The 20,768-nt window shown below is 60.9% G+C and carries 13 protein-coding genes and 1 pseudogene; 3 read left to right on the forward strand and 11 right to left on the reverse strand.

Annotated elements, in window-relative coordinates; all coding sequences use genetic code 11:
- The first annotated feature begins 329 nt into the window (after positions 1-329).
- From AB7F49_RS30625 to AB7F49_RS30635, 3 genes are all read left to right on the forward strand, one after another.
- Positions 330-1,448: an RHE_PE00001 family protein gene (locus tag AB7F49_RS30625; RefSeq protein ID WP_428529546.1), complete on the forward strand. Its 1,119-nt coding sequence runs from the start codon at positions 330-332 to the stop codon at positions 1,446-1,448.
- Between the two features lie 227 nt (positions 1,449-1,675).
- Positions 1,676-2,449, forward strand: a complete 774-nt coding sequence (locus tag AB7F49_RS30630; protein WP_428529524.1) for an SEC-C metal-binding domain-containing protein — start codon at positions 1,676-1,678, stop codon at positions 2,447-2,449.
- 54 nt (positions 2,450-2,503) lie between these two features.
- Positions 2,504-3,334, forward strand: coding sequence for a hypothetical protein (locus AB7F49_RS30635; RefSeq protein WP_428529526.1), 831 nt, complete (start codon positions 2,504-2,506; stop codon positions 3,332-3,334).
- A gap of 162 nt (positions 3,335-3,496) precedes the next feature.
- On the opposite strand, the gene AB7F49_RS30640 is transcribed toward AB7F49_RS30635, so the two are convergent.
- The 11 genes and pseudogenes from AB7F49_RS30640 to AB7F49_RS30690 all read right to left on the reverse strand — a co-directional run.
- Complete coding sequence (locus AB7F49_RS30640; protein WP_428529528.1) at positions 3,497-3,991, reverse strand: phospholipase D-like domain-containing protein; 495 nt, start codon at positions 3,989-3,991, stop codon at positions 3,497-3,499.
- 71 nt (positions 3,992-4,062) lie between these two features.
- Positions 4,063-6,291 carry a hypothetical protein gene (locus tag AB7F49_RS30645; protein WP_428529529.1) on the reverse strand — a complete coding sequence of 743 codons (2,229 nt, stop codon included), beginning with the start codon at positions 6,289-6,291 and terminating at the stop codon, positions 4,063-4,065.
- Entirely contained in the window at positions 6,278-10,618 is a 4,341-nt protein-coding gene (locus tag AB7F49_RS30650; RefSeq protein ID WP_428529531.1) for a helicase-related protein, read from the reverse strand. The genes AB7F49_RS30645 and AB7F49_RS30650 overlap by 14 nt, the downstream gene beginning before the upstream one ends.
- On the reverse strand, positions 10,615-13,119 hold the full coding sequence (locus tag AB7F49_RS30655; protein WP_428529533.1) for a hypothetical protein: 2,505 nt from the start codon (positions 13,117-13,119) through the stop codon (positions 10,615-10,617). Before AB7F49_RS30655 ends, AB7F49_RS30650 begins: the two co-directional genes overlap by 4 nt.
- 245 nt (positions 13,120-13,364) lie before the next feature.
- Positions 13,365-14,969, reverse strand: a complete 1,605-nt coding sequence (locus tag AB7F49_RS30660) for an HsdM family class I SAM-dependent methyltransferase (protein ID WP_428529535.1) — start codon at positions 14,967-14,969, stop codon at positions 13,365-13,367.
- A gap of 107 nt (positions 14,970-15,076) precedes the next feature.
- Positions 15,077-15,838 carry a protein phosphatase 2C domain-containing protein gene (locus AB7F49_RS30665; RefSeq protein ID WP_428529537.1) on the reverse strand — a complete coding sequence of 254 codons (762 nt, stop codon included), beginning with the start codon at positions 15,836-15,838 and terminating at the stop codon, positions 15,077-15,079.
- 1 nt (position 15,839) lies between these two features.
- On the reverse strand, positions 15,840-16,547 hold the full coding sequence (locus tag AB7F49_RS30670; RefSeq protein ID WP_428529538.1) for a hypothetical protein: 708 nt from the start codon (positions 16,545-16,547) through the stop codon (positions 15,840-15,842).
- Positions 16,544-17,113 (reverse strand): hypothetical protein, encoded by a 570-nt coding sequence (locus tag AB7F49_RS30675; protein WP_428529540.1) that lies wholly within the window; start codon positions 17,111-17,113, stop codon positions 16,544-16,546. Before AB7F49_RS30675 ends, AB7F49_RS30670 begins: the two co-directional genes overlap by 4 nt.
- A 494-nt stretch (positions 17,114-17,607) precedes the next feature.
- Complete coding sequence (locus tag AB7F49_RS30680; protein ID WP_428529542.1) at positions 17,608-18,486, reverse strand: TniB family NTP-binding protein; 879 nt, start codon at positions 18,484-18,486, stop codon at positions 17,608-17,610.
- Positions 18,483-20,087, reverse strand: a complete 1,605-nt coding sequence (locus AB7F49_RS30685; RefSeq protein ID WP_428529544.1) for a Mu transposase C-terminal domain-containing protein — start codon at positions 20,085-20,087, stop codon at positions 18,483-18,485. Before AB7F49_RS30685 ends, AB7F49_RS30680 begins: the two co-directional genes overlap by 4 nt.
- An 88-nt stretch (positions 20,088-20,175) precedes the next feature.
- Positions 20,176-20,768: pseudogene (locus AB7F49_RS30690) on the reverse strand (hypothetical protein); the annotation flags it as partial.

Genomic DNA, 20,768 nt, shown 5'->3' on the forward strand with positions numbered 1-20,768 from the left:
GCCCTGTGGTCGAGCAGAACGTCGATTTTGGGCGTCACGAGCCATTTGCTGCGTCTCTCAGCATGAAGAAAGGAGTGATTGTACAAACACCGAAGTTATCAGCAAACGATCGTTTGTAAACGTCTCTAGTCGCCCTGTGCACCGCTCCTACGGCCCCGAAGGGACTGAAAATCAGCGTTCTTGGCCATCTGAGCGGCCTAAGGGATGGTGCTGTACAGGCCCGATATGAGGATATTATCGATAGTGAACAAGGCGCCGGAGGAAATCCCCTGCAAGTCAACCTAACACGGAGATAGCTTGACTATCGCGAATCAGCCATCATGAAAACAATGGCTTACGAGATCGGCGAATTGTCCCTGAAAGCCCTCATAGGGCCGGTCGCGCGCGCAACCGAGGTTTTGGCGCGTCTCGACGAGCGGCTGGCCCGCTCGCCGGTGCGCGACGGCTTTGTCGAGCGCCAGCATTTTGCCGATGCGGCCGCAGCCCTGTGGATTGAGGGTGAACTTGTTCACCTCGAGGATCTCGTCCTGCACGACGCTCACATGGACATCCGCACCCCGACCCACGAGCTCACCCGGGCGCACGCGGTTCTGCGAATGCGCCGGCGAATTGTTTCGCAGAAGCCCGACTGGGCGTTCGGCCGCGAGGGATTGCGTGAGCTGACCGGTCGCGGTGGCCAGATGCTAGCGGTCGGCCCAAAAAGCCGGGAAGGGGAGGGCGACAGCGCCGTTGAAGCCGACGGTCGGGATGATGGTGAGGATGATCTTCTGGCTGAAGAATTTGCCGAGATCGATGCTCTCCTAGCGCGCTCGTCGAAGATTCTGAGCGGCGCCGACGTGCCTGCTCGAAAAGAGGAGACGTCACGACGTGACCGGCCGGATCTGATCTACGATCTCGACTGGGACGAGGATGCACGCCTGGCCGAGTGGCAGGACGTGATCGCCAGGACACGCGATCTGCCGCTCGTCCTGCGCGGTGCGATCCTGCTCGAGGCCTGGTCCGACATCGAGGTACTGCAGCATGCCATCTGGCTCGGGCCGCTGCTTGTTGCCGCGCTGCTGCGGCAGGAGGGTCTTGCCGCCAACCATCTCGCCTGCCTGCACCTTGGCACCAAGAACATTCCGCGAGAGCGGCGGCGGGCGCGCAATCGCAATGACAGGCTGCTCGCCTCCCTCGATGCTATCCACGATGCAGCGCTGGCCGGGTTGAAAGAGCATGACCGGCTGGTCATGGCGAAAAACCAGGTGGAACGGCGGCTGCGGGAGCGGCGCACCAGTTCAAAACTTCCCGACCTGGTCGAGCTTGTCTTATCGCGGCCCATCGTTTCCACAAGTCTGATCCAGGAGCGGCTGAAGGTGACAAAACAGGGCGCGCTCAATCTTGTCGGTGAGCTCGGGCTGCGCGAGATGACGGGGAGGGGAAGGTTTCGAGCGTGGGGGTTGATTTGAGATGCCCTGTGAGGACGCCGACAGCATCGCAGAGGGGACTGGGCCAGCATGACCGAGATGCCGTTGTCGCGTGTATCCTGATGGCTAGCGGAGAGAAGATTTGCGTTTTTTGCCGCAACCCCGTGAGAGACCTTCACACTGGGCGGACGAGGTCGCGTGAGCACGTCTTTCCGTTCTGGGCGCTCAAAGGACTCGATGCCGTCCGTGACCTGATCGAGTTCTCTCGCATGGAGGCCCGCAGTGCGGACGGCATGACAGCTCAGCTTAGTGAGCAGACGTCTATCCGTCGGCTCGACCTCAACAACTTCCTGCTCGGAGACGTTTGCTCGAAGTGTAACAACGGCTGGATGAGCGCGCTCGAGGCACGAATGAAGCCGATCCTCGCGAAGCTCACAGCGAAGGTTGCGCTCCCTATGGCCGAACGCGAGGTCCTCGCTAAGTGGGCAATGAAGACAGCCTATGTGCTCTCTTGCTATCTCGACCCGCCGGTTGGCGGGATACCAGCCAAGCATGGTCATCAGCTCGTCGGAGACACCTTCACACTGCCGAAAGGCGTGGCGGTATTCTATCGGTACGCGGCCGACACGCGGATTTGGTTTTCTATCTCCCTGACGCTCACGGTGCAGGGCACCGACGAAGAGGCAGTAAGGCGTCGCTATCAGAACGCCTACAAGGTTCTGCTGCAGCTCGGCGCCGTCCAGTTTATGGTGATGTTCTACCCCGACAGTGCGGTAGAAATCGGCTATGCAAAGAGTGTCGCGACACTGGCGGCGGCAAACGTGGACACAGTGGGCGAACATCCCATGGATAGGGATATGCCCGACATCGGTGACCCGACCTTCAGGTTCATGATGTCGACCGAAGTGAGGCCAAGCAGGAATCCCAAGCCGGTCGGGCGAAACGACCTCTGCGCATGTGGTAGCGCTTTGAAGTACAAGCACTGTCATGGCGCACCAGAGGCAAACCGCCGGCCGCCACCATCGCGCCAAGGATGGATGTAGCGGATCCCCGTGGTTCGGTTCTCTATTACTCAAAGTGTTCGAGGGCCTGACGCTATGCGCGAGAAGCCGTTTACCCGCCCGACCATCGTCGCAGCCAACGAGTTGCTGGCTCAGGCAGCGAGGACGCATACCGAAATAAACAAGTTGGTGCTTCGCCTTGGCCTAGAGGCGGAGATCCCGGACGATACCTCCCTTGGCATCGAGAAGAAATGCGATCGTCTTGGCCGCACTGTGCTGTCCCGGCCGGAGGACGTCGTCGCTTCGGTCGATGGCAGTTTTACTTTGGCCGAGGCCTTTGTGCGGCAGGCGCTCACTTTTGCACGACGGGGATCTGAAGACCCGCGCCAGGATGCCTTCCTGCGTGGCCTTTCCAGAGATGGGTATGTTGTTGTCTGGGGCGAGTCGGGGCAGCGCCCTTCGTTGCGAATCGCCTTGCCTAACGAAGTCGACCTGCCGGCGACCGACGATGAGGTCCGAAGTCTGCTGAAGCATTTCCAGTTCAGCGTCGCGCACGGTCATCTCGACCAAGCCATCGAGGCGCATACTCGCGGAGAATGGGCTGCGGCGAACGCGCAGCTCCGCACCTTTCTTGAAGGTCTGTTCGACGACATTGCGCGATATGTCGATCTATCCCGCGCAGCCACGTTGTCGACATCGGAAAATCGTCGCGCAATGCTTGCTGAGCCTCAAGTCGGGTTTCTTGCTCCGGACCGCAACGAATGGACACCGGATGGCAAGAATTACATCAATGGTCTGTTCAAGATGTTGCACACAGATGGCTCCCATCCGGGCCTGTCCGACGAGGACCACTGCACCTTCCGTCTGCATATTGTGCTGGTGACGGCTCGAACCTTCCTGCGGCGGCTTTGGCAGGGCACTCAGTAGCGAACCGCTGGACGGCGCCGCTTTTCTTTCCGGTGTGATCGCTCCTGAGGTCGGGGGACTTTGGGTATCAGCTGACCCGCGGGCCACTCGGTACCTTTGCCGTGCCAGATCGCATCGAAAACGTCGTGAACACCCGGCCAAGTTCGACTTGGCCTAGATCATCTATTTCCGTTCCCCGCCTCGCCGAGATGCTTCCGCCATATTGGCAACCGCATCGACGAGCACCTTCACAGCATGCACGGCTGGACCCTCGACCAACATCCCGCATTCGAGGTTGGTTGCCTTTGACCGCCTGAGCAGGTTGGCCGATCCGACGTAGGCAGCGACGCCATCTGCGAGCACGATCTTCGCGTGAAAGGTCTCCTGCATGAGGTCGCCGCCGCCATAGTCGATGATGCGCGTAGTTGCCATTTCAAGGCGACGCCCCGCCTCAGCACAGCTGTGTAGCTGCGACGCATCCCTTATGACCAGAATGCGCTCGATTGCCTCCGTTGTCTCAAACAGCTCTGCGGCCCAGTCGGCCCCTATCTTGTCGACGTAGGGGATCATCACTGTGAATCGCTGACGCGCCAGTAATGCGAGATGCCTGAAGGCGTCGGTCGTGGGTGTGAGCGTGACGTAGTCACTTGCGATGTCGGCAGCGAGCGCGTCCGCCAATCGACTCGGCGCAGGTGGCATCGTCACGACGAGCCTGGCGGTGGCTCGTGGCGAAATGAATACTTCGTTCGTCATTCCGCCACGGCCGCGTCGAAGAAGCCGACCAGGTCGGGTGCCGATCTGGGTTCCCATTCCGGGCCCTTGCCGCCCTTGAGGACAGCGCGCGACAGCAAGAGGTTGGAGGCGATGCAGCTTACCTCGGATACCATGACGCAAGCCGGGCAAGCACCGCCCCTGGCGTCGCATAGGCTGCCCGAGCCGCATCGCAACATGCGTGGATCGAGCGCGCGGCGCAGAAACTCATCGGCATGGTTGCGCCACATTGCGGAGATGTTGCCAAGGTCAGGGGTCATGCCCTTCCGGTAGATCACGAAGGCGAGGTCCGCCGGGAAGATGTGCTCGCCGATGCCATCGCGGTCGACGCCCGACGAATCGGCTAGCGAATGCATCATCTGGTGCGACAGGGTGTGGAGAAGCAGGTAGACATACGCTGGCACTGTGCGCGGATAGCCGCCACTACCCTCGCGGTCCTTGAACATTTCGAGGAACGGGCCGAAATCCTCGTAGCGCTCCAGATAGCCTCGGCCGAGACCATCGTCGGGCACGTCAGTGACCATATTAGCCTTCAGCCAGCGGACCACTCTGGCCTCGTCCAGCTTGAAGTAGAGTGCCTCGTTCTGCTGCTGGGTCACGTATATCGGTCGTTTCGTGCCTTGGATCGGCAGCTGGTCGAACGCCTTGAGGCGCACCGGCATGTCGACGGTCGTGCCCTGATGCTCACGCTTGTAGACGGGCGTCGCGGAAACCCGCGTGAAGCCGAAACTGAATTCGCAGATTGGCAGATTGCGGACGATCACCAAGCGCTCCATGCCCAAATGCGCCAGGAGATTTCCAATATTGGATTGGTAGCGCGCCTTGCGCTGGGGATCGTTGACGACGTCGGTCAATGTGATGTCGGGCTCCATCACGTCGACGGCCGCGTGTCGGGCCATAGCCTCTTCGACATGCTCGCGCAGGAAAGCGTCGTGCTGGATAGTGAGCCTGATCGGATCATAGCGGCGTGTCCAATCCTCGCGCTGCGTGATGGCCCTCAGGATGCCTGCGCTGCCCAGCCTGCCGCGTTCAACAACGCCAGCAGCGAACCACCCCTCGCGCAACTCGTGTGCGCTATCGCGGTACGACCGGGCGCGCTCAGGTCGACCGCTTTCTTCCGCGCGGCGAGCCATCTCGAGGAAGCTAAGGTAGTCGTCCCAGTCGCTGCGGTGCTTCAGGTCGGCCTGCACCGCCGCCCGCACCTCGTCCTCCGCTGGCTCGGCGAACGGGATGTTATGAATTTGAGCCAGCTTCGCCACCAGCTCGCCGACCCGCGGGGGCGTCATCAGTTCAACGACGGCGCTATCCTCGAATTCGATAAAGCTGGTGCGCTGGGGGTAGAAGGTTGAGTTGGCCCGGTACGACACCGGCAGCATATTGATTTCGATCCACTGGAAGGCGCGACCACTGGTATTCTGCTCGGTTTGCAATCGGGCTAGGACCTCGGGCTCGGCCTTCTTGAGCGGGCGCGTATCACCACAGCCCTCGCAGACGTACCGCCACTCCGAGAAAACAGGGGCGTCATTCCGCAGCTTGAAGCTGGTTGATCCGCAGGTGCACATCCTGATCTGCCGCGTGCTACCGGTCTGCGGATCAAAGTTGTAGTTGAAGGGACTGAGCGGCTGAATCTCGCCCGACCAATGCACATAGACGACGTCGACCTGGGTCCAACGGGCATCATGTCCGTTGCACTTTCTTGGCAGCGGCTGCCTCGCCTGATCCGCGATGCTCTCGTATTCACGGATCGAACCACAGATGCCGCAGCGGTAGACGAGAGGATAGGGGACGTAGCCAACACGGTCCGGTCCTGTCATCTGAAAATCGCCCCGCTCGATCCGGACCTCCCCGGTCCGGGAATCCCGGAAGGGGGCGTCGAGCACGAGTTCGGGCAGGGCGTCAGGAACGGCTTTCATCGCCCGATCGCGCCAATTGGTGGCGAAGTCACTCAGGTTCTCGAACACGAGATCGATCGTCGTGCGGTTGAGCTGCTTGGTGATGTCGTTCGCTAGTGGGACGGACCGGCATATGCCCTTTCCTCCCTCCCACGTCATAAGCACTCCCGGCGCATAGGAGCTGGCGAGCTGGACCCGCGATCGCGACATGGTCGGCGGCTCTAGCGCGTCCGGCTCGCGCCTTGCACCGCCGAAAGCCGACGGCCGCCGGTTCGATGTGCGCCAGTCTCCGCCTGTGCCTTTACCCTCGCTCATTGCCGCCTCCGTCTGCGTCCATTTCTGAGGCTGTGCCGCGTTGGGTCCTGATCGCGCGCATCACCTTGGCTAGATCCTGCCGATCAACATCGGTCGATCGCCCCCGCGCCAGTGGATCGCGCGCCGCCGCCACGATGTACCCCGCCTCATCGACGTCGCGCAGCGACGTCATCGGCGGTCGGAACGCCGGGAGGTCGTCCCAATAGTCCCGCAGGCTGGCGATCGTGCCCCGGCTTGAGATGTCGCGTACGAACGTGTCGACCTGCTTCTCTACCAAGGCGCGGTAGAAGTCCTCGTAGTGTGGAGCGCCGAGCTGTGACGCACCCTTGCCGGCGAAACCACTGGCCCGCAGCATGAACCCGCCCAACGCCTCGCAAAGCGCGACATGGTTGCGCTGTGCCAAGGTGGCGAACCGGCTGATCTGGTCCATGTGACTTACCTCTGCTTTCCGGCCGTCGTCTTGCGCCAGAAATTCCCGCGCCTCGCGCAGCATGGCCCAGGCCTGAACATACGAGGCCATGGTCCGCTTGATTGCGTTCTCTGCCCATCGCTCGACGGCGGGCGGTGCGATCATCCGCTCAAGGAAGCGGTGGAAGATGTCATGGGTCTCGATAACGTAGCGGTCGCGACGGTTCTGGGGCGTCGGTAACAGCATCACGAACCCTACATGTGTACGGCCGACACGGCTCGAGGCCTGGATGTACTCGGCGATGTCGGAGGGCAGGCCGGCAAAAAACATGCTGTTGAACCGGTCCACGTCCACGCCATGGCTGATCGCCGATGTGGCGACAATGTTGCGGAGGGTTGTTGCAATATCGGGATAGTCGCCGCCCACGAACGATCTCTCGGCATCCTCCATCACCGCCTGGATGTCCTTCATATCGATCCCACCCGAGATCAACCGGCTTTCAAACGCGGCGTGGCTGCGCCCGATGCGCCTATGTTGATGTTCAACCGCCGCACCCAACGCATCGATAATTTGGTCGCCACCCTTCTTGTTGGTGACATAGGCGAGCGCGATGCGATGGAGGTCGGCGAGCGCCATGATTTCGCCGGCACGACCTTGGGCAACAGCGCGATCAATGGCCGCGCGATGCCAATCTCCGGTTGCGCCCGGAGAAACCGCGTCCCGGATAGCGGCAACGGCCGCGGGGCGCCTGCCCTCGTCGAGCATTCCATCCCATAGCGCGGTGATGATGCTGTGAAACGCCGACAGCACGCCAACGGTCGTGACCGTGTGAGTGGCGTCGTTGGTCATGAGGGACACGTAAAGACGCATCCACGGCGCTGTTTGCTCCGGCGCCTGCGCGAACGGGAGAGATGCAGCGAGGGCGACGCGCACTTCGTTGCCGGCCGGCGGCGCTGCAGGTTCGGCGAAGAACGAGTGGTAGAGGTCTGGCCCTGGATAGGGAAAGCGCAGAGGCACGCGCTGGTAGAGTGTCTCAAGCTGGCGCTCAGGGGCCGAAATGGTGGCAGTCGCCGCGATAACCTTGGGCATTCGCGGCGCGCCCCATCCGTCACCATTCCAACGGCGCGCGACCTGGAGTCCGTCACCGGCCATCTCGGCCACGTCCTCAAGGATAGTCTCAAGCAGGGTGTCAAACAGCCCGCTGAAGGTGCCAAGACTTTCCTCGAGCAGGTGCGCCTCGTCTTGGATAACGAGCGAGGGGAACGGGTCGTGGAAGACACGCGTGCCCTTGGCGTACGCGGGGAAGACGTTGAAATTGTCGTCCTCGGCGGGATCGCGGCGGAGGTCATCCTCGCGTCGCGGTGTGTCGAGGTTGCCCCACCGGTCAATTCGACGGGCCAGACCGAACATGCCGAGCACCTTGCTGATCGTAGCCGTGTGCTGGCCCAGCATGGCCAGCTTGTCGACGGTCCCAAGCACGATCGCGGGTGCTCGAGCGTAAATTGCATCATCGGTCAGCAGGAACGGCAGCGGATGCCGTCCGCCATGCTCCCGGTTCCACTCGCAGCTGTCGTTGAAGCAGACGATCACCGCCCGCTTACCCAGCGGGCCTTCGCCCTCATCGCGCCTCAGCCCGGTTGGCTGGCCGCATACCGGGCACTCGGGGATCTTGTCATAAGCCTCGCGCGCCTCGACGTAGCGCCGACCCTGTGCACGCTGTTCGTCATCTCCCGACTCGCCGTCAAGCTCGCTGTCGTCGGCGAACTCCCGATCGCTCGCCAGCGGGATGTCAGCGCGGAATGCACGATAATGGTTGGGCGTGTTCTGGTTTCCGACCCAGAACCCCATCTCGAACGGCCAGTTCCCCACAGCGTGCCGGCGACGCACGAGTTCGGCCCGCACCACCAGCTTGAGGAGACGCTGCGCCTGCTGAAGCGTCAGCAGGCGCAGCGGGTAACGGATCATGGCCGTTATGCCACGATCTTTTCCGCGCAGTCGGTCGAGAAACATGGCGAACAGCAGCGTGCCGTAGAATGCCTCGGACTTGCCACCTCCGGTCGGAAAGTACAGCAGGCTGACGCCGTCCTCGTCCAGCATGGGATCATGGTACTCCCGCCACTCTTTGATCCGAGAGCTGAATACCGGGACATGGGCGAGGACGAATGCCATCTGAAACAGTCGCCAGCCTCGCTTGGGGTCGTGCGCGTCGCGCAGAGCGAAGGCCTCGTTGGTCATGGTCCAGGCGCGCCAGGGGGCGGCCCGGGGTTCGAGGGCCTCGCGATCCGCCCCGGCGAGCCCTGATAGCATTTCATATGCTTTCTTCGAAGCGATCAGCATCTCGACGCCGCGTTCGATGTAGCGGGCCTCGGCGCGCTGTGCGGCAATGTCCTTTCGCAGACGTGCGGACTCGATCTCCGCATCGGCGCGATCCAGGCCCGCCGTTACCGTGTCTTTGAGACGAACCTCTTGCTCGTCGATCCATCTGACATAGGCTCGATGCAGCTCGAACAGTTTGGTCGCGTCGAACCCTGGTTCCTTGAGGATCGCGAACTGGAACGGTAGGTCGATCTGGCGAGCGACGATGCGCGGCTGAGCGAAGCGTGGCGCGGCCGTCGTCGCGAGGCGCAGTTCGCCTGCAGCGGTGTCGGCGTGCACGCCGCAGTTTAGGCCGATCGCAGGATAGTCAAGATGGTCGCGGAAGCGGTAGGACGGTTCCACTCGGTCCAGCCGAAGGGGTCGGTGTGCGGCCTGGGGCAGAGTCAACGAAAGCCCCGCGCCAAAAACCGTATTGCACCGACCTTGCGCATCCCGCGGCGTCGGCTCGGGCGACTGGTTATCTAGCATCACACGCAGCGACAGGCGGCTCGGATCGAGGAAGTCTACCTGCCGCTCCACCTTCAGCACTACTCGTGAGAGATCCGGCACAACGCGTGCACGGTCGACCGGTTGGGCGGCTAGCGCCGCCATGGCCGCCGTCCACCTTGCCTCATCCAGCGTCTCGCCAGGTTGCACGGTCGCGTCACGCCATGCTTCGGTGCCCCCGTTCCCGGTCACCCAGGCCTCGAGCTGCGCCCCGACCCCGTTTGCGAGGATCACATTGTACGCATCGACCGTCGCGGTCAGCGTCGTGTCGTCTGCGTCGGTCGCAAACTCCAGAGCTGGTAGCGCAAGATCGATCCGACGCCATTTCCCGGGTATCGGGGCCGGGTCGACATGATGCAACGGTATTGCGCGGCTTTCGCGCACGAGGCGCGCAATCGGTGCCGCCTGAGCGACGTTGTCGTCAGGGGTATTGGGATCACCGACCACATTGTCGGGCGGTGGCTCGGCGCTCAGCGGCTCGGGTTCCCCGGACAGCAGTTTGATGCCATGCGACGCATAGGCCTTTGTCCGGATCCCGGCGAGAATCTGCGCACGCTGCGCGCGCACCTTCGAACGCTTGGCCTCGTCCATTCCCTTCCAGTCGGGACGATCAACCCCTGCCGCCTGCAGCGCTGGAACGCGCTCCGCGCGGATCGCGTCGTCAATCTGCTGTTGGATGCTCTTTCGCAGTCTGAAGTCGAAGTCGAGCTCGCCACCGCCGGCTACGAGGTCCTTCCAGAGGGGGATGACGCGCACATAAACCGAGAACCGTGGCGTGACTCGGATAGTCGCACGAGTCCTGGCGCCTACGACAAAATCTACCCCTACAGCAGCGATCCGGATGTCCGATGTCTCGTCCAGAACGCCGCCAACATCGAACCGTGGCAGCAGCTGCCCCGCGAACACGCCGCGACGGGGCGAGCTGCCGAGGATGGTGCGCCCGCGCTCGTCGCCGCCGCTGACTCTAGCGACGAGTGCGTTGACCAGCGCGTCGCACACTGCCTCCTTGAGCTCGACGTCGATATCACCCAGCTGCTTGTCCGAATGTCCCTTCACGTCACCTCCAAGCTCCGTGTATCCGCCACGGTCGCCACGTGTTCCTCGGCCATGGCGCGGAGCGCACGAATGTCATCACTCCGGTCGCGATTGCTGGCGAGCGCGGCATGAGGGTCTGTCAGGATACCACGGAAGGCGTCGTGGAAGACGTTGCCCGAGCGCAGCCGATGCGAGCGCTGCGCAACCACGGCCCATAGCCAGAAGCTCTCCGCCAGCTTAGGGCCTATCCCGAGCGCACCGGTGAAACGCATGAACGTCTCGCGATCATGGGGTGCGTGCGGCACCACGTCGTGCAACGGCTTGTCGAGCTCGTCGTCAAGATCCACCCAATAGCGTGCGGTTTCGATTGAAACACGCGGTTCACCCATCTGCGACACGACGACCCGCAGGCGTTCGTTGACTGAATCTCCGACTGTGGCGCCGAAGCGGTTGGCGACCTGCAGATGGTATTCGCGAATTTCGGCCGCGGCGGTAGCGCGGACATTTACGAGCGTGCGCGCCCGCTCGACAAAGCCCGGCCCTATCACGCAAACCTCTTCGCCCTTGCGAACCTGCGAGGCCGGTCGCTCGATGAAGGAGGTCGTCGCGGCGCTGTCGTTGCGCAAGACGATGCCTGTCGACGCACGTGCGATGATGCGCTGTCCATTATTCATGATTATTTCAACCAGACGGCGCTCGCCTCGAGAACCTCCGCTGAGGTCGACCACCGACCCCGGCGGGAATTCGATGTCGTCGGTCGGCATCTCGGAATCGAGCTGCACCGCGTGTCGCCCAATCTCGCCGACGCGCGCGGTCGCTCGGGCAGCGAAGGCTCGAAGCCGGACGGCAAGCGAGGGCACGTCGATTTCCTGCGCTAGCCGGTCGGCGTCCCTGGCCGCGAACGCAAGGGTGTCCGCGTCGGCGAGGATCACGACCTGCTCGGGCAGCCACGGTTCGGCCAAGGTCGCCAAGATGGCAGACCTCGTCGGTGCGACAATGATGGCCCGCTTGAACTGATTGCGCAGCGAACTGGGCATCGCGGTGATGGTGCTCAGCACGCGGGCGCCGCCGAAGCGGATTATCCCGGTATCGAGCCGCTCCGTCAGTTTTGGATGCGCGGCGGACAGCCGGTCGGCCGCGAACTCCGCCACCATGTCGGAACGGAAAACGAAGGCTGACCGAGAGCTGGAGCGAAGCGCCGGCTGTATCGCCTCAGCCAGTAGCGTCGACATGGGCGTCGCCCGCTCAAGCGAACGCATGATGCCGGTCGTCTCAGCGGTGACCTGCGCCTCCGCGTCCGCCTGGCTGGCAAGGCTGCGAGGGTCGGAAAGGGACGCGACATCTGCCGCAACGCGATACGTCGCCAGTCGATCGTTCGCGGTCGCTGTCGATGTTTCTCGCTCGAGAAACCGACTAAGATCGGCGATTGATCCCGGCAGGCAGGCGGCGCGCCGAACTGTGGCGATCATGTTTCGCGCCGTCTCGGCCCCGGCCGGATCCCCCATCTCCGATAGCCTGTGCGCGAGTCCCCGAAGCCGCTCGATATTCCGGTCGACGTCGCCGAAAAAACCATCGACTTCAATCCGCGAGCCGCCCTCGAACTGAAGTTTCGGTACGTTGGTGTCCTGAACGATGCTGGTGATAGGTGAGTAGACAACGTGCCCCGGGGCCGGCGTCACCTTGGACTTGCGACCGGTTTGCTTCGTTCCGAGAAGCTGAAACCGAGCAGTTTGGTATGTCCACGGATCGTCCGCCAGCACAAGAATGCCGGCGGTTGGATGGACCTCGCGCATGCACTCGACCATGTCGCCAGCGTGCTTCAGCCAGTTCCATCCTAGCCGGTCGCGCGCGGTCCGCGACAAGTCAAGAATCAGGAGGTCGGGCGACCTCGTGATCCCCCTTAGCTCCATGCCGAGGCGATCCCCGGCTCGGATCGTGTAGAGATAGTATGCGGCCTTTGAAGGGTTGTCCGACTCTCCGGATCGCTTGTGCTTCGCGATGTCAGTCTTGCTCCGCGTTCGCCAAAGTAGCGAACTATTGGAAGGTCGCTCTCCTCTCGGCGGACCGTGCGGTACAATCTCGTCGAGGATCGGATGTTCGAACTCGGCGTAGTCCTGACCGTCCGAGGCCCGGCCGGTCAGCTTGCGGACACGGGCCAGAACCTGATGGTAGTCCTTGGCAGCGTCGCTCTCCCCATCCAGGTAGCGCTTCAAGTGGTCGAAGTGCACTTCGCCAATACCGTGGCGATCAACCTGCACGGCGCGTGCCTGCGCGTGTGTGCTCCGGGCATAGGGGAATATGACGGCGCGCACTTCGTCGGCTCTTTTCCGACTGAGCGAGCGTTCGTTCTTGATCGTGATTTCGACGGGCTCCGCACTGCCGATGGCGGCAATCGACAGCAGGGATACAATAGCAGAGGGCGACATGCGAGTCGGGGGCCATGGCATGATCACCTGAGCCGACCCATCGCTCGCCACTTCGGCAGCCGATCGGACGAGCCGCTCGTAGGCCGGTGTGAGCACAACCGACTCCGGCGATCCAAGTCGATGTAGGGGCTGCCCGGCAAGAGCCTCCATATACCGTTCGACGTTCCGCGGTGGTCGCTGGACAGGTTCCGGCGCCAAGACCGTTTCCGCCGCTCGCCGCGAGGCCATCGACGATATCTTGGAGGTGAGACCTGCCCGCTTATCCAGCTGCGTCTGGCGCTGCAGTGCCCGGTCCTTAAGTTCGGTGCCAGGTGCGCGGTCAAAGGGTCGGTGCCGCGCCATCACGCCTCAACCGATTCTTGCTGACTGCGGTAGGCGGTCAATGCTGCGGTTTCCGCATCTCCGTCGGCGTCGCGGAGCGCAGCCGAGAAGGCCGCCGGCGTTGGAAGATCGAGTTGCCGAAGCAGCGTGACAGAAACCGCTGCCGTTCCAGATACACGGCGGTATCGCTGATCGACCGAGCTCGTGTTGAGCAGCTTGACGGCGAGGGCAAGCCGTTTGGGGCTCTCGGCGGTGAGAACGATCGTATGATTCTCAGTGACGAAACCGCCCCATCGCATCACAACTGCAGGATCGACCATTGCCGCGATGAGCCGTCGCGGCTGCTTGTCGTTTGTCGTCCGCTGCATGACGGCCGCGGGAGTTCGGACCACGGCTGCGCTTGCTTCTGTGAAGGTCACGAAGTCCATCTTCGTACCCTGCTTGCCTGCGGGTCGGCACACCTGCCCCGCTCGAACGTTCTTTGCCCATACCAACGGAAAGCCGTCCAGATGTCCGAGCTTCGTCACAAGCCTGGCCCCTTCGCGGTTCCAGACAAAATATCCTGCCTTCGCAGTCACGCCATAGTCGGCCAGCGTCGCGCCGCCGATCGTTTCGGGGTCGACCGGCGGTAGCGGCCAAGCGTCTTCGGACTTGGCGGGAAGAACCTGCGCGACAACGGTCGCCGGCGGCGACGTTGTGCCGATGATTGGGAACCGAACCTTCACATTGGGGCGATGTGCCTTTCCCTTGCGTGCTATCAGCACGCTGATGTCCTGGGCCACGTCAAGAAAGACCCCGTCGCGACCTGCGATCGAGCCGATGGTAAGGACCTCGCCTTGCGACCGAATGAACTGGCGCATACGATCATAGAGCGGGCCTGACCGGAAGCTCGACGGGATGACGAGCGCCACAATGCCGCCAGGCTTCGCGTTGCGGAAGCAGAGTTCGGCAAATAGGGCGTACTTGTTTATGTGCCCGCTATGCGCGACCCGCCGCCACGCATTTCCGCGGACCTCCTCCATCGACATTCGGCCGTACGGCGGGTTCGCGATGACCAACCCATAAGAGGCTGGGATCGGCACGCGCAGCGCGTCCCCTATGAGAATCACATCCCGCGGTAGGGGCGCCTTCAGCCGTTCGGCTATCAGCCTGCGTGACAGTGTGGCGAGGCCGGCGTCGATTTCGATTCCGTTCAGCCGGTAGGCGACCTCCTTTGCAGCGAGGCCCGCTGCGGACATCCGTCCAGCGATCGTTGAAAGGAAGGCCGCGCCACCCGCCGCCGGATCGAGGACGTCGTCACTCGACAGATCAAATCCAGCCTCGATGGTGAAATCTACAACCGCGTCTGCAACCGTTGGGGGGGTAAAGTAGGTGGCTTGCGACCGCCGAACCTTGGCTGGCAACATAAGCGTGTAGAGCGTCCCGATCCAGTAATGACGCTCGTCGACTGGTAAAGCATGGAGAGCCTTTCGGAAGGACTCGAGCCGTTCGTCCACCCCGAGATCCGCAAGCAGATCGAGGCATGCCTCGGCACGGGCCTGCGGTGACGTGGCCGCACGCGCCAAATCCCGCGCAGCAAGGCGAGCACGAGCGAGCAGCGTCGTCTTGCTCGCCTCCGCCTCCACGCTTCCCCCTTTTCCCACGGCCCCAGCCGTCCAACTTCACTACCAAATCAGTGCTACGAAACCCATAGAATAACATCGTGCATGCCAGATCAATTCTGCTGCAGGAATTACGGACTGGGGTTGTCTATTCGCTCTTTCACCGCGCTCCTCAAATACATATTTTCTGAGGGGCCTCGTCGTTGGGAAAGCCGATTTGTCTGGCCATCATCAAGGTATCGAATGAGCAACATGCTGCGATCGTCTCTCTCGCTTCTTGTCGGCTGATAGCGTCGATCGACGAATTCCAATTGTTCGGCCAGATTCAATTCGGCCCAGAATCCGTCTGTCGCCGCGACGAGAGAGGTACCGGCAAGTTCGATCTCGACCGCATCGGGCATGATGAATTCTCGAGATCGGAAGCTCCGCGTCAGCCGATGCCGTGCGCTGACTTTGGCGATTTCATCAACGGGCATCTCACCTAAAGCGTTCGCGAGCGTGTGCGGTTGGGTCAGCCATTGAATGGGGCCTTTTTCGTCGTAGCGTCCAAATAAACAATCGCCAGCGTGCAAAACGAGAGCCCGCCCTGCTGCATCAAAATGGGCGATCCCGTAGCTGGCCGTATCCAATGGGAAAATTTTGGACAGGGATTCGTGTGTTCGGCGCAACTGCGCTGTCAAAGTTTCGACGGTTATCTCAGCGGCTGATGCGACGTACCAATCGACCATTTCGCGGGCGATCTCGCGAACCAACTCTCCGCTCGTGGGTGTCGATGTAGAACCATCCAGGACGATGCATAGGATAGTGTCAGCGCGTTTGCCGACACCCGCATAGTCGCGGTTGTCCGGAGTTCTTGTGCCCTGCTGGCTGTGCCAATCGACGTCAAAGCCCATGTCAGCCCCCGCTGGCATATTGGCTTATCGCAACAAATCGCTCGCGCACTATCTCGACTCGGCCTTGGGGGCCTCTGATATTTCCTTCCAGAAAGTCATCGAAATCTGGGGCTTCAAGCAGAGCTTTGACCCGGTCACCGATGTAGGTGCGGACGTCATCGTCCGCGGCTCCGAGCTCAGCGACCAAATCTTCTCGGCCGTCGACGATCAAAAGTATGTCCTCGGCATCCCGGCTAGAGAGCAGATCGTTCGCACCTCTGCCAAGATATGCCTCCAGCTTCGTCGCGACGAAAAGTGCGGGTGTTAGGAGGCGGATGATGAGGTTCTCGTCCAACGGGTAGTAGACCGCAGTCTCGATACCGCTTTCATACCAACGATTGCTGAATCCGAGGATTTTGGGATCGTCTGGCATGAAATCGACTTTGATCTCGCCAAGATGCATTCGGCAAATGACACTGTCGTTGGATGATTCCGAGAACCCTCGCTCTCTAAGCTGTTCCAGAAGTTGCGCCCATTCCGAAAAGCCGGCCAGATCGACAATTAGGTCGACGTCGTCAGTCGCCCTGACATCCTCGAGCGTGATGGCATCGGTGATGAAAAGAGCGGTCGTACATCCGCCGACGAACACAAGACGGTTGCGCAGGTCGTCGCCCAGCGCTTCCGCGACAGCCCTTAGCATTGCTAGGAGCTGGCCTTGGATGCTGGTCATTTCTGCGCAAGCCTTTCCGAAAGACGCTCCGCCGCGAGGCCAGCCTCGCGCTGATTTCCGAGTCTTATTGCATCCGCAAGGGCAAGATACTCGTACAGCCGATCATCCTTTTGAACGGCTTCAGCAACGCTTTTGAACAACGGCATCACCGATTGTCCCATGTCGCGGCCGCTGGCATAGGGCCACACATAGATATAGCTGCCGGCGCTTATTAGCGCGCTCTTTAGGACGGGCGCCGCAAATGCGGTGGGGATGCCGCGCTGCATTGCTCCGGGCTTCGCTGGAAAAACGAACTTCAAGCCGTGCACGATGAAATTCTGCAGGCTCCTGCGGCTCGGCTTCGCTCGGCCCGTATCTCTGTCCCTGGCCGCGATACCGGATGCAAGACTTCGATTGATGGATGCATTGACCTCCGTCTTACTTATGCCAAGAGAAGACTCCAGATTGCGGACCGAGTACGGATCCTCGCCCTGCGCTTCCCGGCGCAGAGTTTCGACACCTTTTTCTTTTTCCTGCTCCTGTAGGCTGATGAGCTTGAGCAGTATAACAATGTCCTGGCTTTTCATTCGATTCTCGTCCGCTGTCCTCTGTCCGAGGACTAAGGACACCTACACGGGCCGCGCCGTCCTGTCAAAGCAGAGGTCGGGAATCCAAAACGGCTCACCCATAGCCCGATCGCCGGTCACAAGGCGGTCAACGCCGACAGAGCTCCCAACACCATCAGGAACACATAGGCCTATCGTGGCCAGTATGGCTCGCTTATCGCGATCAGCTCCGGCAACGATTCCCGCATCTGATCTCCGCTGACAAATCCGCCGTAAGGCGGGACCCGTTTTAGGGTTTGGACTACGGCGTTCGTGAGCACACTGCCTTCGCCGCCTTCAACGACATTCCTGACAGACCAGGCAAGGAGATCGGCTGCTTGCAGCGGAAATAGCCGCTTGTCGGAGCTGTCGATTTACAGTTCAATCTGGGACTCAGCCTTTTCTCGCAAAAGAGTTGCACTTCAATTGAGACTAAAGAACCGGTGAGTCTCAATTTACGTGTAACGTCTGACCGGCTATGCGAATGCTGCCTCCTTTTCCAAGGCTGGCCTCCAGGATTCGATGCTTTCGTCGGTGATGCGCTCGATACCATCCTGGATCGCCTCGATCGCGAGCTCGTTAAGTATCCCGAATACGCGAGCTGTAATTCCGTCACCGAGACGGGAAAGATGTCGTAGGCTTTGGCTAGACAAAGCCGATGGAAGCCTCAGCGGCAGGCTGCGCAGGATCGCGGTTACAAGTTCCTGGAATTCCTCATCTGCCTTCCACCTGGGTAGCACAAACTGATCCAGACGCCGGGCCAGTTGGGTGTCACCGGCAATTGCGTCGCGTGCTTCTGACACGCCAAGGCAGACAAGCGAGGCTCTGATCTCGTTGCTCAGATATCGCAAAAGCTGGAGGATCACGCGCTGTTCCCTCGGGGTCCCGGCGAGGAGGTTGTGGACCTCGTCAAACACCAGAACACGCACGTTGTTGCTTTTCAGCAAGAGGACGGTTCTTATCTCAAGTTCCATGAGGGTGAGGCGTTCGTTGATGCTGGCTCCCATCGCCATCAGCAGCTGCCCATAGATTCGACGCTCTGTTGGGCGCGAAGTCAACGTAATTGCCAGCACCGGCATGCTCTCCACGCCGGTGCTGTGGTTGATAGTCGGCGGATGATCCCGCTTGAACTTCTCCACGAGCATTGTCTTGCCCATGCCGCTATGACCGTAGATAGCGAGGCCGGGCGGGCGTGTTGTTGGCGGATGGTCGCACAAAGCATCAAGATGGCGTAACACCCGGCGAGCGCGATCAAAGCCTACCCAGCGATCGGATCGAATGGCGCGTATCCTTGCATGGTTCGGTCCAACTGCCAGTACGGCAGCGCCGGGCGCCAGGTGCGGGAGTTCAATCATTGATCCCAGAATTCCGTGTCGTCGTCTGAATGGATTGGTTTTGCCATATCGATAGCTGTAACGGGACGATGTTCATCGTGCGGCGGTTCAATTGGTCTTCTCTTAATACTCCGGCGCGCTTTTGCGCTTGAGGATGCAGCGATATCCTCGATCTGCCTCTGCTGCGCGATGGCTGCAAAGATAACCTCCTCCTGCAATTCAAGTCGTCCTTGGTCTCTAAGTGTCTTTTTGGCATGCTTCCACTCCCACCAGGAAACGGGCGGGAATGCGAGATTACGGTACCGTGCTTCAATGAACCGACCATCTGATTGGCGAACAAATATTCGGGAGAGGTCGCGCGGGTCATATTTGATCTCGAGTTCGGCGCCGCAACCGACATCGCGCGATAGGGCGTCGGACCAGTACCGGATCTTTTCCAGATGAATGCCGTCCTTCAGCAAGCGCCGCCGGTCGCCCGGCAAGAAGCTGGTCCAGAATGCCATTCGATCAGATGGCAGATTGAAGTCGACTTCACCTTGCCGTTCCTGCCAGACTGCCAGGGGCGGGCGCAACAGTGATGAGTGGATGCGCTGATGGTATTTGCCTGTGATTTCCAGGGCGATCCATTTTTCCAGTTCGCGCAATGTGAGTTTCGCGCGGCCCTCGGAATCGTAGTCGCCTCTGATCTTCACATTGCTGAATGTTGTGCCGGGCAGTAGATGCACTGCGCCCATCATCGTTCCGATCAGCCGCTCGATGTGCCCGCCAAAGCGGGGTGTTGCCGGCGGTCTGAACTGGAGTTTCATCCCATACTCTTTGCAGGCATCGGACAACGCCCGTGACCTGAAATCTGCGCCATTGTCGCAGTGAAGAATCTCGGGCAATCCGGCGACAGGCCAGGGGATGTCAATTTCCCGCTCATCCAGCCAGGCAGTCTTGTCGTACACCGCATGCAGGAGGCAGAGGCCTACAGACGTACTCGATGGTGCCTCCAGGGATAGATGGAAACCCGCGACCATTCTCGTGCAGACGTCGATGGCAATCGTCAGAACTGGTCGACCGATGGGCCGACGAAACTGCTCATCGACAACAATGACATCGACGACGGTATGATCGATTTGCCAGAGGGCGTTCGGCCTGGCGACATTAAACTGACCCGGGCTCGGAGTGGATGCGGCTTCAATCTCGCGTTCCCCGCGTTTGCGGGCCGCTGACATTGGGATAAGTTCCGACACTCTACGCTGGACGGTACTCCGGTGAGGAGGGGATAGGCTTTCCGTCAGGCAGACTTCCCGAATTCGCCGCAGGAGTGCGGCAAAGCTTGGCTTTTCCTTTTTGAGCCAGAAGCCATCCACTTGCTCGGCAATGACACGCTCGGTTCTCGGGTCGAGCCTGACCGCGCCTGCTTGTGTGCCACGTTTTCTGGGGCGGAGGCTCGATGTTCGTTGCGTCTTTCTGAACCGTGCAGCCAGCCGAAACAGTGTTGATCGCGGGATGCCAAACTCTTCGCGCGCAGCCGCAGCAACCTCAGCGGTTACTTGCCCGCCTGTGCGGCGGAGCAGGTATCGAAGAAACTCTTCCGGGCTGTCATCATGATCGGGGTGATCCGGGGATGAGGTCATACGCGACACTACGGTCGATTGACCGGGCGATCAATCTCATTTTGAGTGTAACAACTCCTCCCCTGAGTCTCATTTGAAGCGTAATACGTTACACTCCAGTCTCACACAAACCATTGAAAACGCTCAATGCGCGCGTCTCAGTTTGAAACGTAAATCGACATTTGGGTTCACCGCGCGCCTTGGCGCGCTTGGCAAGATCAACGTCTTCGATGCGTGCGACGATTGTTCTGCGATGGGGTGGCGCCAAGCCTGCCGCGCGACAGCTCGCGTTCACCTCACGCACGAGGGCCGATACGGATGGGCGATTCTTCTTCAGATAGAAGCGCTTGATCTCGGCCCGGATGATTTCGTCGCGCGCTTCGTCGAGAAACCTGTGGCCGACGGGGCGGCCGGCCTTGCGTCTGACGAGAGAAAGGACGGTCCCGCCTGATCGGAACAGCTTCAGCAGGCGATACGCCGATGCCTGGCTAAGCCGAAGTTCGTCGGCAAGTTCTCGTATCTGGCCTGTCGTTGTGGGCCCAGATACTCGACGCAGAAACCGGCGGATCACATCCGCCTTGCGGCAGGCCTCATCCCAATCAGTGTCATCGATTTCTTCGGCAGACGGCTCAGACATCGCGGCGCTCGGCGCAAAAAACACGAGATCAATCATTCTCGGATTAAGTGCCAAAAGCAAGCGGT

It is taken from the genome of Pseudorhodoplanes sp. (assembly GCF_050250235.1).
Lineage (GTDB): Bacteria > Pseudomonadota > Alphaproteobacteria > Rhizobiales > Xanthobacteraceae > Pseudorhodoplanes.